This is a genomic window from Chromohalobacter israelensis DSM 3043 (genome assembly GCF_000055785.1).
Classification (GTDB): domain Bacteria; phylum Pseudomonadota; class Gammaproteobacteria; order Pseudomonadales; family Halomonadaceae; genus Chromohalobacter; species Chromohalobacter israelensis.
Genome location: NC_007963.1, coordinates 982,716 through 996,184, shown reverse-complemented (window position 1 = coordinate 996,184; position 13,469 = coordinate 982,716). Strand labels below are relative to the sequence as shown.

Sequence of the window (13,469 nt, the reverse complement as noted above, 5' to 3'; positions counted from 1 at the left end):
GAACATCGCACCCGGCCACGCAGCCAGGGCACTCAGGATGCACTGTCACTCTGCCATTTTTCGACATGGCATCGACGGCGCGCGCTCAGTATATCAGCCTTGGGCGCTGCGGCTAGCGCCGCGTCATGCCCCCTCGCGCTCGTCGCCGGGCAGTGGCCATTGATAGTGGCGCACGACCTCGTCGTCTTCGACCGACTCCAGCTTGACGGGGAATCCCCACAGCTGATGCAGATGGCGCAACACCGGGTAGAGCGTCTTGCCCAACGGCCGCCGACGGTCCTGAACATGGCGCAGCGTCAGCGACCGATCGCCACGAATGTCGGCTTCCCAGACCTGGATGTTGGGCTCGCGCAGGGAAAGCGCGTACTGCGCCGAGAGGGCCTCGCGCACGCGGCGATAGCCGCGTTCATCGTGAATGGCACTGATGGTGAGCATCTCATCGCGATCGTCGTCGACGAGGCTGAACAGCTTGAGGTCGCGGATCACCCGGGGCGACAGGAACTGCTGAATGAACGACTCGTCCTTGAAGTTGCGCATCGCGAAATGCAGCGTATCCAGCCAGTCGCTGCCGGCGATGTCCGGGAACCATTCGCGGTCCTCGTCAGTCGGCGCCTCGCAGATCCGACGGATGTCCGAGAACATGGCGAACCCCAGCGCGTAGGGATTGATGCCGTTGAAATGGGGACTGTCGAACCCCGGCTGCTGAATCACCGCGGTGTGCGAGTGCAGGAATTCGAGAATCGTGCCCTCGTCGATCAAGCCTTCATCGTAGAGGCGATTCATCAACGTATAGTGCCAGAAGGTGGCCCACCCCTCGTTCATGACCTGGGTCTGACGCTGCGGGTAGAAATACTGCGCCAGCTTGCGCACGATCCGCACCACCTCGCGCTGCCATGACTCCAGCAGCGGAGCATTCTTCTCCAGAAAGTACAGCAGGTTTTCCTGAGGTTCGGCGGGATAGCGGCCGTGCTGGTGCAGCCCGAGCGGATCATCGCCATCCTCGTCCGGCCTCTGCGCGGTCGGTGTCGCCTGCTCGGGGATGGTTCGCCACAGGGCGTTGACTTGCGCCTGCAGGTAGGCTTCCCGCTCCTGCTGGCGACGTGCCTCTTCCTCGGAGGAGATCGGCGAGGGCCGCTTGTAGCGATCGACGCCGTAGTTCTGCAGGGCGTGACAGGCATCCAGCAGTTGCTCCACCGCCCCGACGCCGTGACGCTCCTCGCACTCGGCAATGTATTTGCGCGCGAACACCAGGTAATCGACGATCGCCGAGGCATCCGTCCAGGTGCGAAACAGGTAGTTCCCCTTGAAGAACGAGTTATGGCCATAGCAGGCGTGCGCCATGACCAGCACTTGCATCATCAAGGTGTTCTCTTCCATGAGGTAGGCGATGCAGGGATCGGAATTGATGACCAGCTCATAGGCCAGCCCCATCTGACCACGCCGATACGCCTGCTCGACGGACAGGAACTGCTTGCCGAACGACCAGTGATGGTAGCCCACCGGCATGCCCACGCTGGCATAGGCATCCATCATCTGCTCGGACGTGATGATCTCGATCTGGTTGGGATAGGTATTCAGACGATATTCCTTGGCGAAACGCGCGATTTCACGCTCGTAGGCCGTCAGGATCTCGAAGTTCCAGTCGGAGCCGGTAGCGATGGGGGATGGACTCATGTCACCTCCTGAGCTTGCTCGTCACGATGCGACGCGCTTGCGAAACAGCTTGCGGAAGACCGGGTAGATGTCCCCCGGCTCGACGATCTGTTGCATGGCGAAGCGGCTCGGGTGAGCGGCCTGTACGCGTTCGTATTCTTCCCACAAGGCCTGGTGCGAGTGCGGCGTGATCTCCACGTAGGTGTAATACTGCAATTTGGCCATCAGCGACGTCATGAGCAGGTCGCGACAGGTCAGCGAGTCGTCGTCCCAGTTATCGCCGTCCGAGGCCTGGGCGACATAGAGGTTCCACTGCGCCGGCGAGTAGCGCTTGGCGATGATCTCGTCGACGAGCGTCAAGGCGCTGGACACGATGGTTCCGCCGGTTTCCCGCGAGTAGAAGAATTCCTCTTCATCGACTTCCTTGGCCGCCGTGTGGTGGCGTATGAACACCAGTTCGACCTTCTCGTAGTTACGCTCCAGAAAGAGATAAAGCAACAGGAAAAAGCGCTTGGCGATATCCTTGTGCCCCTGGGTCATGGAGCCGGAAACGTCCATGACGCAGAACATCACCGCCTTGTTGGACGGCTGCGGCTGATCGATGAGATTGTTGTAGCGCAAATCATAGGTATCGATGAACGGTACCGCCTCGAGCCGCTTCTCGAGGCGCTCGATCTCGGCCTTGAGTTCGCCGATTCGTGCCGGGTTGCGCAGCACCGGGTCCTTGCGTTCCTCGCTTTCCAGGGCTTCCTCGGCTTCGCGCAGAGCACGCTTGATGGGCGCGCGCATGCCGATGCGGCGCGCCTGCGCCTCGCGCATCGAGCGCACGATATTGATCCGCGACGGCACGCCGTCCCGCGTCACCCCGGCACGCACCGGGCGCACCTCGTCGAGATCCCGCAGCTGCTTGCGCTCGAGATGGGGCAAGGCCAGGCCATCGAAGACGAAATCGAGAAATTCCTCGCGGCTCAGGGAAAACGCGAACTCGTCCATGCCCTCGCCCTGGTTGGACGCACTTCCCTCGCCCGAACCGCCGCGCCCTTCGCCGCCCGGCCGACGCAGGCGATCCCCCTCGACGAACTCCTTGTTCCCCGGGCTTACGATCGTGCGTGCCCCGCCCGGGCCATGCTGAAAGACCGGCTCGGAAATGTCCTTGGCGGGGATCGAGATCTTCTCGCCGCGCTCCATGTCGGTAATCGAGCGGCGATTGACCGCTTCCTCCACCGCTCGCTTGATATGGCTGCGATAGCGTTGCAGGAAACGCTGGCGATTCACGGCACTCTTGTTCTTGGCGTTGGCGCGTCGATCGATGAAGTAGGTCATGGCGACCTCCTGTGAGCGCGGGGCGCAGGGCAAGGCGGCATCCGCACGCCGCCCGCTCCCCTGTCGTCGGTCACGTCATGCTGCCTAGTGGGACTTGCGCACCCGCAGGTACCATTCCGACAGCAGGCGGACCTGCTTTTCGGTATAGCCACGCTCGACCATGCGTGCCACGAAGTCCTCGTGTTTCTTCTGGTCGGCCGTCGAGGCCTTGGCGTTGAAGGAAATGACCGGCAGCAGTTCCTCGGTATTAGCGAACATCTTCTTCTCGATCACACCCTTGAGCTTCTCGTAGGACTGCCAGCTGGGATTCATGCCATTGTTCTGAGCCCGCGCCCGCAGCACGAAGTTGACCACCTCGTGACGAAAATCCTTGGGGTTGGAAATTCCCGCCGGCTTCTCGATCTTCTCCAGCTCCTCGTTGAGCGCCTGGCGATTGAACAGCTCCCCGGTCTCGGGATCGCGATATTCCTGGTCCTGAATCCAGAAATCGGCGTAGGTCACGTAGCGATCGAAAATGTTCTGGCCGTACTCGCTGTACGATTCCAGATACGCGGTCTGGATTTCCTTGCCGATGAAGTCGACGTAACGCGGCGCCAGGTACTCCTTGATGAAACGCAGATAGCGTTCGAAGGTTTCCTTGGGCAGTTGCTCCTGCTCGAGCCGCTGCTCCAGCACGTACAGCAGATGCACCGGGTTGGCGGCCACTTCATGCGTGTCGAAGTTGAACACCTTGGAGAGAATCTTGAAGGCGAAGCGTGTCGACAGCCCCTCCATGCCCTCGTCGACCCCCGCCGCATCGCGATATTCCTGGATCGACTTGGCCTTGGGATCGGTGTCCTTGAGGTTCTCGCCGTCGTAGACCCGCATCTTGGAGTAGATGCTCGAATTCTCCGGCTCCTTGAGACGCGAGAGCACCGAGAACTGCGCCAGCATGCGCAGCGTGTCCGGCGCGCAGGGCGCCTCGCTCAGCGAGGAGTGCTCGAGCAGCTTCTTGTAGATGTTGATCTCTTCGGTCACCCGCAGGCAGTAGGGCACCTTGACGATGTAGACACGGTCGAGGAACGCCTCGTTGTTGCGGTTGTTGCGAAACGTCTGCCACTCGCTTTCGTTGGAGTGCGCCAGCACGATGCCGTCGAAGGGAATGGCCCCCATGCCCTCGGTGGGGTTGTAGTTGCCCTCCTGAGTCGCCGTCAGCAAGGGATGCAGCACCTTGATCGGCGCCTTGAACATCTCGACGAATTCCATCAATCCCTGGTTGGCCTTGCACAGGCCGCCGGAGAAGCTGTAGGCATCGGGATCATCCTGGGAATAAAGCTCGAGCTGGCGAATGTCGACCTTACCCACCAGCGACGAAATGTCCTGGTTGTTCTCGTCCCCGGGCTCGGTCTTGGATACCGCGATCTGATTGAGACGCGAGGGGTAGAGCCGCACGACGCGAAACTGCGAGATATCGCCGCCATACTCCTTGAGGCGCTTGGCGGCCCAGGGCGACATCACCGACCGCAGTTGGCGACGGGGAATCCCGTACTCCTTCTCGAGCAGCTCGCCATCCTCCTCCGGCGAGAACAGCCCCAGCGGCGACTCGAACACCGGAGAGCCCTTGATGGCATAGAACGGTACGTGCTCCATCAGCAGCTTGAGGCGCTCGGCCAGCGAGGACTTGCCGCCCCCCACCGGCCCCAGGAGATACAGAATCTGCTTCTTCTCTTCCAGGCCCTGCGCGGCATGCCGAAAGTACGCCACGATCTGCTCGATGGCCTCTTCCATTCCGTAGAATTCGGAAAACGCCGGATAACGGCGGATGACCTTGTTGCTGAAAATGCGCGACAGCCGCGAATCCCTGGCGGTATCGATGACTTCCGGCTCGCCGATCGCCTCGAGTATGCGCTCCGCTGCAGTCGCGTATGCGCCGGGCTCGCGACGACAGAGCTCCAGATACTCCTGAAGGCTCAGTTCCTCCTGTTGAACGCGTTCGTAACGATTCTGGACATGATCGAAGATACTCATCAAACGCCTCCTTTCACGACACGGGGTCGCGCCTCGGATTCGGGACTGGCTATGTATCAGCGTAGACAGATGGAGGGGAAACGGGTGGTGCAATACGCATTTTCCTTTCAACGCAGCCGCCCGGCCCTGTCTATAAGAGCCCATCGAACGGCCATTGGTTCGTTGAAAGTCATGGAAAAGGGAAGATACTGGGCGGTCCGCGAGACATTCGCCGCCCAGTCGGTACCTGTTACGCTGCGGCCAACGCCTCGCGAGCGTCGTCGAGCAGGCGATCGAGCAAGGCCTGCGTGGTGTTCCAGGCGCACACGAAACGTGCACCGCCCGCACCGATGAACGTGTAGAACGTCCAGCCGCGCTCACGCAGCGCCTCGAGCACCGTGACCGGCAGCGTCACGAAAACGCTGTTGGCCTGGGCGGGAAACATCAGCTGGGCGCCCGGCAGCGCGGCAAAGCCCTCCGCCAGATAACGTGCCATGGCATTGGCATGTTCGGCATTGCTCAACCAGGCGCCACTTTCCAGCAGCCCCAGCCAGGGCGCGGCGATGAAGCGCATCTTGGAGGCCAGCTGTCCCGCCTGCTTGCAGCGATAATCGAAATCTTCCGCCAGGGCGCGATTGAAGAAGACCACCGCCTCCCCCATCGGCAGGCCATTCTTGGTGCCCGAGAAGCACAGTGCATCGACGCCGGCCTGCCAGGTCAATTCCGCCGGCGTCGCCTTCAGCGACGCGCAGGCATTGGCAAAGCGCGCGCCGTCCATGTGCACGTGCAACCCGTGTTTATCCGCCATGGCCCGAATCGCCATCAGTTCATCGCGCGTATACACGGTGCCGACCTCGGTGGCCTGGGTCAGCGAGATCGTGCGCGGCTTGGGGTAATGAATGTCGCTGCGCCGCATCACCAGCGACTCGATTCCCTCGGGCGTCAACTTGCCGTCAGCCCCGGCACAGGTGAGCAGCTTGGCACCATTGGAGAAGAATTCCGGCCCGCCGCACTCATCTGTCTCGATATGCGCCAGCTCATGGCAGATGACGCTATGGTAGCTCTGTCCCATGGCCGCCAGCGTCAGGGAGTTGGCTGCCGTGCCGTTGAAGACGAAGAACACGTCGCAGTCGTAGTCGAAGAAATCGCGGAAACGATCGGCAGCCTTCTGCGTCCAGGCATCGTTGCCATAGGCGAGGTCATCGCAGGCGTTGGCGCGCAACAGGTAGTCGAGCGCGGGAGGACAGATGCCCGAAGTGTTGTCGCTGGCCAGAAAGCGGGGCGTACAGTCGGGTTCCATGCCTTGGTATCCTTATGGGTGGCGAAAAGAAAGACGCTTGCCGATGCAACGGAAGACGCCGGGTGCCAACGCCTGCCGTTATCATGCAAAAAATTGCGTCCCGATCCAGTCTACTCAACGCCGCCACAGACAGGAAGCCCGCCCCTCAGGCCCTCGTGAGCCATACATGAAAATCGACGGATGCAGGCAGTTTGCATGCCAGGACTACAGCCGCGCCGCCAGTCGCACTCCCTGATCGATGGCCCGCTTGGCATCCAGCTCCGCCGCTTCCTGTGCTCCGCCGATGACATGAATCTCGCAACCTGCCGCCGCCAGCGGCGCCTCCAGCTCCGTCACCGATACCTGTCCGGCGCACACCACCACCGAGTCGACCTCGAGGCATGTCTCGACGCCCTCGCGCACGATATGCAGCCCGGCCGCGTCGAGACCACGATACTCGCAGCCGTTCAACATGCGCACCCCCCGCTGCCGCAACGACACGCGATGTACCCAACCGGTGGTGGTGCCCAGATCCTTGCCAGGCTTGCTGGCCTTGCGCTGGAGCAGCATGACGTCGCGTGCCACCGGCGGCGTGCGCGGGGTCACGAGTCCGCCCCGCGCCGACAGCGACAGATCGACGCCCCATTCGGCGCACCATGCCTCGCGATCGCAGGCGGGATGATCGCCATGGGTCAGCAGTTCCGCGACATCGAAGCCGATGCCACCGGCACCGATAATCGCCACGCGGGGACCGACCCGCTCGGGATGCAGGATCGCCGTGGGGTAATCCACCACCCGCGGATCGTGACTGGGCAGGAACGCCAAGTCGCGGGGCCTGACCCCGGTGGCCAGCACCACGGCGTCGAAGAGCTCCAGGCGAGACGCATCGACCGGCGTGTTCAGGCACACCCGTACGTTCAGCGACGCCAGCATGGTGCGATAATAACGCAGCGTCTCGGCAAACTCTTCCTTGCCGGGAATGCGCTGCGCGTAGCGAAACTGGCCGCCGATCTCGGCCTCGCGCTCGAACAGCGTGACACGATGGCCGCGCTGCGCCGCCGACACGGCGGTCGCCAGTCCCGCCGGTCCGGCACCGACCACGGCGATATCGCGCGGCGACGCCACCGGCGCGAGAATCACCTCGGTCTCGTGACAGGCACGCGGGTTCACCAGACACGAGGTCAGCTTGCCCTGGAAGGTATGATCCAGACAGGCCTGGTTGCAGGCGATGCAGGTGTTGATGAACGCCGCCTGCCCGTCGCGGGCCTTGCTGACCCATTCGGGATCGGCCAGAAAGGGGCGGGCCATCGACACCATGTCGGCATGCCCCTCGGCCAGCACGCGCTCGGCGACATCGGGCATGTTGATGCGGTTGGTCGCGATGAGCGGAACATCGAGTTCGTCGCGCAAGCGTCGCGTCACCGCCGTGAACGCCGCTCGCGGCACGCTGGTGACGATGGTAGGTACTCGCGCCTCGTGCCAGCCGATGCCGGTATTGATCAGGTTGGCGCCCGCCGCCTCGATCGCACGCCCCAGCATCACGACCTCGTCATGGCTGCTGCCTTCCTCGACCAGATCGATCATCGACAACCGGAAGATGATCAAGAAGTCATCGCCCAGCGCGCGGCGTATGCCACGCACGATCTCCACGGCGAACCGCATGCGGTTCGCGAACGCGCCGCCCCACTCGTCGTCGCGACGATTGGTGCGCAGACACAGGAACTGATTGATCAGGTAGCCTTCCGACCCCATGACCTCGACACCGTCGTACCCGGCCTCCCGTGCCCGACGAGCGCACTGCACGTAATCCTCGATCTGCCGAATCACCTCGCCACCACTCAACGCACGCGGCGTGAACGGGTTGATCGGCGCCTTGAGCGGAGATGGCGCCACCAGCGAGCGCGAGTAGGCATAACGCCCGGCATGCAGGATCTGGAGACAGATGTGCCCCCCTTCGGCGTGGACCGCCCGGGTCACCTCGCGGTGCGCCTCGACCTCCCGCGGCTCGGTCAGCTTGGCGGCGCCCTCGAAGACGGCGCCTTCGCGATTCGGGGCGATGCCGCCGGTCACGATCAATGCCACGCCCGCACGCGCCCGTTCGGCATAAAACGCCGCCAGGCGAACGAATCCATCGGGCGCCTCTTCCAGGTTGGTATGCATCGAGCCCATCAGGATACGGTTGCTCAGCGTCACGGGCCCGACCGTCAACGGGCGAAAGAGATGCGGATACTGGGTCACGGCGCGTCCTCGCTTGCACTCGGTGTCGAATCACCATACATTTTCAAACAACTGTATGAACAGTGTCATGAAGGCGTCCCGGGTGGCAATCCCGACCAAGGGCGCAGACCGCGCTCCGTCTCGCGTCAATCGCTTCACGGCTGCGTCGCTCACCCTCACCCGATGTACGAGGCCTACATGGATTATCAGGTTTCCCGACACCGAATCGCCATCGCCAGCGGCGGCGAACTGCACCTCACCCGTTTTCGGCCGACGCATCCACGCGGCCTCCCCGTGCTGTGCTGGCATGGTGCCATCGAGTCGGGACGCATCTTCCACAGTCGCAGCGGCAAAGGGTTGGCGCCGTGGCTGGCGCAGCAAGGGCGCGACGTCATGGTGATCGACCAGCGCGGACGTGGCAGCGCCCTGCCACGTCCGGCGCGCGGGGTCTCCTTCTCGCAGCGAGACGTCATCGTCGAGGAGATCACCGCAGCGCTCGCCAGGTGCTGTCAGCTCGGCGGCGTGACGCGCTGTCATGTCATGGCGCATTCCTGGGGCGGTGTACTGATCGCCGCCCACCTGGCGCGCGTGCCCGGCAGCCGCGATCGCATCGCCAGCCAGGTCTACTTCGGCACCAAGCGCCGGGTACGGGTCCAGAATCCCAGCAAATGGCTCTACATCGACGTGATCTGGAAAGGACTGGCACCCGCCGTGCGTCGCCTGTGCGGCTACCTGCCGGCGCGCCGGCTGCGCTGGGGCAGCGACGATGAATATGCCGCCAGTCATGCACACAGCGTTGCCTGGGTGCGCGATACGGCGTGGCGAGATCCCGAGGACGGTTTCGACTATGCCGAGGCCCTGGCACAAACGGGATTGCCACCGACACTGCACCTGGCCGGCAGCCGTGACCGGGCGCTGGGACATCCCCGCGATGTCGCCCGCTTCATCGACGAATGCGGGCCACACCGGCACGCCCTGAGCCTGCTGGGACGCACCAGCGGCCTGACACGCGATTATGGCCATCTGGACATGCTGACCCACCCCCACGCCGCCACCGAGGTCTACCCACAGGCACTTGCCTGGTGCCAGGCACACGACGACACGGCACCCGAAAGGGAGTCGTCAGCGAGGTCTCGATCAGAAACAGGGAAAAGGCAGGGCCCAAACGACAAAACCCCAAGTCGATGACTCGGGGTTGGCCGATGGCGATCGTGGCGGACCGGACGGGACTCGAACCCGCGACCTCCGGCGTGACAGGCCGGCATTCTAACCGACTGAACTACCGGTCCGTGATATTCCAATGTCTTGGAATGGTGGGTGGTACAGGACTCGAACCTGTGACCCCCAGCATGTGAGGCTGGTGCTCTAACCAGCTGAGCTAACCACCCGGATCGCATACTGCTTGCTCTTGCGGTGCACCGCACGGGGCGATGACGGGAAATCGTGGCGGACCGGACGGGACTCGAACCCGCGACCTCCGGCGTGACAGGCCGGCATTCTAACCAACTGAACTACCGGTCCACTGATGACAACGCTGACTGCGCGATGTCCGATTTCCTGATGAAGAACTGGCGGACCGGACGGGACTCGAACCCGCGACCTCCGGCGTGACAGGCCGGCATTCTAACCAACTGAACTACCGGTCCGCTGCATTCTTCTGCACGTCTCCCCATCATCCGAAACGAATTTCGCGAGATGGTGGGTGGTACTGGGCTCGAACCAGTGACCCCCAGCTTGTAAGGCTGGTGCTCTTCCAACTGAGCTAACCACCCGTGGACACGTGGCGCTGCATTCTACAGAGCGACGGTGGAAAGTCAACCGATTTTGTTCATCGGATTCATTCACTTGGCGCCATGGCAGCCGCCAGCGTTTCCGCCGCCTCCTCGATCAACGACGCCTGGTCGCGTCCGGTGCGTCGGCGTGGCTTCCAATCGTGGTCGCCATCCTCGAGAAAGTGCACCCGTGCCGTCTCGGGCAAGGCATATTCACGCACCTCGCTGTCACGCCCGAACGGATCTCGCGTGCCTTGCAACACCTGGACGGGACAGGTCAATTGCGGCCAGTGCGACAGCCGGGTGCGCTCGGGCTTGCCGGGCGGGTGAAAGGGATAGCCGCACAAGGCGAGCCCCGGCGCGCCCTCACGCGCCGCCAGCAGACTCGCCACCCGACCGCCCATCGACTTGCCCCCTAGCCACAGCGGCACATCGGCAGGCCTGGCCAGCGTTTCCACGGCGGCACGCCACGCCGCCAGCTCATCGACCAGATTGTCGATCCGCGGTGGAGGTCGCCTTCGCCCCTCGCGCCACATGCGCTGCATGTACGCGAAGTCGATGGCCCAGACCTGCACGCCCTGTCGTGCCAGCGCCTCGCGCAGATGCTGCATGAAAGGCGATGTCTGCCCGGCGCCGGCGCCATGGGTCAGCAAGAGCCGACCGGCACGAGGCTCTCCCCTCACCTCGAGCGGCCCCAGCGTTTCCAGATGATAATGGCATGCCCCGGCAACGGCCGGCACCCCGTCGGCGCTCAAGGCCTCGAGCGTACGTGGCGCCTGGGCATAGGCAATCTCGAAACTCATATGCAAGGTATCTTATTTCATGATCGAATGGGTCGCGATGCAGCTTTGACGGGACTCAAGGGCTACCCTAAGGTAGCGCGCGTCCCAGGAGAAAACGCCATGACCGTCCCGACCGCCGACAGCGACATAAAGGCTTCGCCAATGCACGCGCACTGCCAGACATGCCGGCTCAATTCCTTGTGCCTGCCGCTGGCATTGAGGCTCGACGACCTCGAGGATTTCGATGCCATCATCCGGCGGCGCGCACCTCTCAAACGTGGCGAGACCCTGCTCGACCCCCGAACACCCTTTCATCATGTGTTCGCGGTACGTTGCGGCAGCCTCAAGCAGCAGGTGGTGCATGCCGAGGGAGAGGAGCGCGTCACGCATTTCTACCTGCCCGGCGAGCTGGTGGGACTGGAGGGCGTTGCCGGCGACGGCCATCCCGGCACCATCACGGCGCTGGAGACCACCGCGCTGTGCGAGATCCCCTTCGACCGGCTGGACGTGCTCTCCGCCCAGCTGCCCGCCCTGCGCCGGGAGCTCTATCGCTGCATGAGCCGCGACATTCGCGACGACCGCTACCTGCACTGCCGGCTCGCCGGGCATACCGCCGAAGCCCGGCTGGCCGGCTTCATGCTCGACCTGGGATATCGCTTCCAGCGTTGCGGTCTGTCAGCCACGCGTTTTCGCCTGCCCATGTCACGCATCGACATCGGCAGCCATCTGGGACTGGCGGTGGAAACCATCAGCCGCTTGATCAGCCGTTTTCAACAGGCCGAACTGCTCCACGTGGCACGGCGCGAGGTCACCCTGCTCGCCCCCGAACGTCTCGCAGGCATCGCCCGGGGGGCGCCCATCGGCGAACGCGCCGACGCTTGAGGTTCAGGCTTCGCGCGCCAGCACGTCGAAGGTCTCGATGCGCCGTGCCAGGAAATCGCGCTGCTTGTCTTCGAGCCCCTCGAAGTCGAACATGGCGCGATCGGCCAGCTGGGACGGCGCCACGTTGGTGATCGCCTTGAACATGGTTTCCAGCCGCCCGGGGTGCTTTTCTTCCCACTCCGTCAGCATTTCCTTGACCACCTGACGCTGGAGGTTGGGCTGCGAGCCACACAGGTTGCAGGGGATGATCGGAAATTCGCGCCACTCGGCGTATTCGGCGATATCGGCTTCGCGGCAGTAGGCCAGGGGCCGAATGACGATGTGCTTGCCATCGTCGGAAAGCAGCTTGGGCGGCATCGACTTGAGACTGCCGCCGAAGAACATGTTGAGAAACAGGGTTTCCAGCATGTCTTCGCGGTGGTGTCCCAGCGCGACCTTGTTGGCGCCGATCTCTTCGGCGAAGCCGTACAGCGTGCCGCGCCTCAGCCGCGAGCAGAGCGCACAGGTCGTCTTGCCCTCGGGGGTTTTCTCCTTGACCACCGAATACGTATCGCGCTCGACGATATGATAGGGCACGCCCACGCGTTCCAGGTATTCGGGCAATACGTGCTCGGGGAACCCCGGCTGCTTCTGGTCCAGATTGACGGCCACCAGCTCGAACGCAACCGGCGCGTTGCGCTGCAGGTTCATGAGGATGTCCAGCATGGTGTAGCTGTCCTTGCCCCCGGAGAGGCACACCATGACCTTGTCGCCGTCACGGATCATGCCGTAATCGACGATGGCGTTTCCCACCTGACGCCGCAGGCGCTTTTGCAACTTGTTGAAAGCAAGTTTGTCTTTGCCGGTGAGTTCGTGCATGAAGGTTGCGCTTTAGAGTGCCGTGGTGAATGAGGCCGCCTATGCTACCACCGCATGCCGGTACGGCGAAGCGACCGCCCACGCATCGCGCGACTCAGGCGCTCGCTGCCTGGCCCCGACACAGGCGCAGGTACATCAACGCCGTCGTCACCGCATCGCCCAGTGCCGTGTGCCGGCCCATCACCGGCACCCCCAAGGCCTCGCTCATCGCCTCGAAGCGTAGATCCGGCTCGACATCCGGCTGCGCGCGGCGCCGCTCACGCGCGTATAACCGGCACACGTCGATCGTACGGTTGGGGAGGTCGAAACCGGTACGTGGACGCAAGTGTCGATTGATCACCGCCACATCATAGTCGATGCACCAGCCGACCAGGGGACGGTTGCCGATGAAGTCGAGCAGGGTATTGAGGGCGTCGCCCAAGGCCTCACCCCCCAGCAGGTCGACACCGCGCAGCCCGTGGATACGAATGGAATCGCTCGAGAGGCTATCCGGACGCTGCAGGCGCAGGTCCAGCGACTCGCTGGTCAGCACGCGCCCATCGCGAACCTTGACCGCGGCGATCGCCACCAGATCCGCCTGGCGCGGATCCAGGTCGGTCGTCTCGCAATCCAGGGCAATGACCTCGCTGCCAGCGTAAGGCTCGAAGCGCCAGGCATGATGCCCGCCCGACTGACGCCGCCGGTCCCCGGCACGACGCAATGCTTTGATCATCACAA

Annotated in this window: 10 protein-coding genes and 5 tRNA genes; 2 read left to right on the top strand and 13 right to left on the bottom strand. The window is 63.3% G+C overall.

Going from position 1 to position 13,469, the window contains the following annotated elements; genetic code table 11:
- Positions 1-123 precede the first annotated feature (123 nt).
- The 5 genes from CSAL_RS04530 to CSAL_RS04510 all read right to left on the bottom strand — a co-directional run bounded on the left by CSAL_RS04530 (position 124) and on the right by CSAL_RS04510 (position 8,479).
- Entirely contained in the window at positions 124-1,674 is a 1,551-nt protein-coding gene (locus tag CSAL_RS04530) for a SpoVR family protein (protein ID WP_011506186.1), read from the bottom strand.
- Between the two features lie 21 nt (positions 1,675-1,695).
- Positions 1,696-2,976, bottom strand: coding sequence for a YeaH/YhbH family protein (locus CSAL_RS04525; protein ID WP_011506185.1), 1,281 nt, complete (start codon positions 2,974-2,976; stop codon positions 1,696-1,698).
- Between the two features lie 84 nt (positions 2,977-3,060).
- The gene (locus tag CSAL_RS04520) at positions 3,061-4,983 is read right to left on the bottom strand and encodes a PrkA family serine protein kinase (protein WP_011506184.1); all 1,923 of its coding nucleotides are present in this window, start codon (positions 4,981-4,983) and stop codon (positions 3,061-3,063) included.
- A 229-nt stretch (positions 4,984-5,212) separates the two neighbouring features.
- Positions 5,213-6,262: a threonine aldolase family protein gene (locus tag CSAL_RS04515; protein WP_011506183.1), complete on the bottom strand. Its 1,050-nt coding sequence runs from the start codon at positions 6,260-6,262 to the stop codon at positions 5,213-5,215.
- 204 nt (positions 6,263-6,466) lie between these two features.
- Positions 6,467-8,479: an NADPH-dependent 2,4-dienoyl-CoA reductase gene (locus tag CSAL_RS04510; RefSeq protein ID WP_011506182.1), complete on the bottom strand. Its 2,013-nt coding sequence runs from the start codon at positions 8,477-8,479 to the stop codon at positions 6,467-6,469.
- 177 nt (positions 8,480-8,656) lie between these two features.
- Here CSAL_RS04510 and CSAL_RS04505 point away from each other — a divergent pair, with 177 nt between their 5' ends.
- Positions 8,657-9,646 carry an alpha/beta fold hydrolase gene (locus CSAL_RS04505; RefSeq protein WP_050934493.1) on the top strand — a complete coding sequence of 330 codons (990 nt, stop codon included), beginning with the start codon at positions 8,657-8,659 and terminating at the stop codon, positions 9,644-9,646.
- 24 nt (positions 9,647-9,670) lie between these two features.
- Here the strand turns inward: CSAL_RS04505 and CSAL_RS04500 are convergent.
- The 6 genes from CSAL_RS04500 to CSAL_RS04475 all read right to left on the bottom strand — a co-directional run bounded on the left by CSAL_RS04500 (position 9,671) and on the right by CSAL_RS04475 (position 11,033).
- Positions 9,671-9,747: transfer RNA gene (locus CSAL_RS04500), tRNA-Asp, on the bottom strand.
- A gap of 22 nt (positions 9,748-9,769) precedes the next feature.
- Positions 9,770-9,846 (bottom strand) — tRNA-Val (locus CSAL_RS04495).
- Positions 9,847-9,902: 56 nt separating this feature from the next.
- A tRNA-Asp gene (locus CSAL_RS04490) sits at positions 9,903-9,979 on the bottom strand.
- 48 nt (positions 9,980-10,027) lie between these two features.
- Positions 10,028-10,104: transfer RNA gene (locus CSAL_RS04485), tRNA-Asp, on the bottom strand.
- A 50-nt stretch (positions 10,105-10,154) separates the two neighbouring features.
- Positions 10,155-10,230: transfer RNA gene (locus CSAL_RS04480), tRNA-Val, on the bottom strand.
- 65 nt (positions 10,231-10,295) lie between these two features.
- Positions 10,296-11,033, bottom strand: a complete 738-nt coding sequence (locus tag CSAL_RS04475; RefSeq protein WP_083831075.1) for an alpha/beta family hydrolase — start codon at positions 11,031-11,033, stop codon at positions 10,296-10,298.
- A 99-nt stretch (positions 11,034-11,132) separates the two neighbouring features.
- On the opposite strand from CSAL_RS04475, the gene CSAL_RS04470 reads away from it, so the two are divergent.
- Complete coding sequence (locus tag CSAL_RS04470; RefSeq protein ID WP_011506179.1) at positions 11,133-11,894, top strand: helix-turn-helix domain-containing protein; 762 nt, start codon at positions 11,133-11,135, stop codon at positions 11,892-11,894.
- Between the two features lie 3 nt (positions 11,895-11,897).
- On the opposite strand, the gene ttcA is transcribed toward CSAL_RS04470, so the two are convergent.
- Positions 11,898-12,752, bottom strand: a complete 855-nt coding sequence (gene ttcA / locus CSAL_RS04465; protein WP_011506178.1) for a tRNA 2-thiocytidine(32) synthetase TtcA — start codon at positions 12,750-12,752, stop codon at positions 11,898-11,900.
- 94 nt (positions 12,753-12,846) lie between these two features.
- The gene (locus tag CSAL_RS04460; protein WP_011506177.1) at positions 12,847-13,464 is read right to left on the bottom strand and encodes a 3'-5' exonuclease; all 618 of its coding nucleotides are present in this window, start codon (positions 13,462-13,464) and stop codon (positions 12,847-12,849) included.
- Between the last annotated feature and the right edge of the window lie 5 nt (positions 13,465-13,469).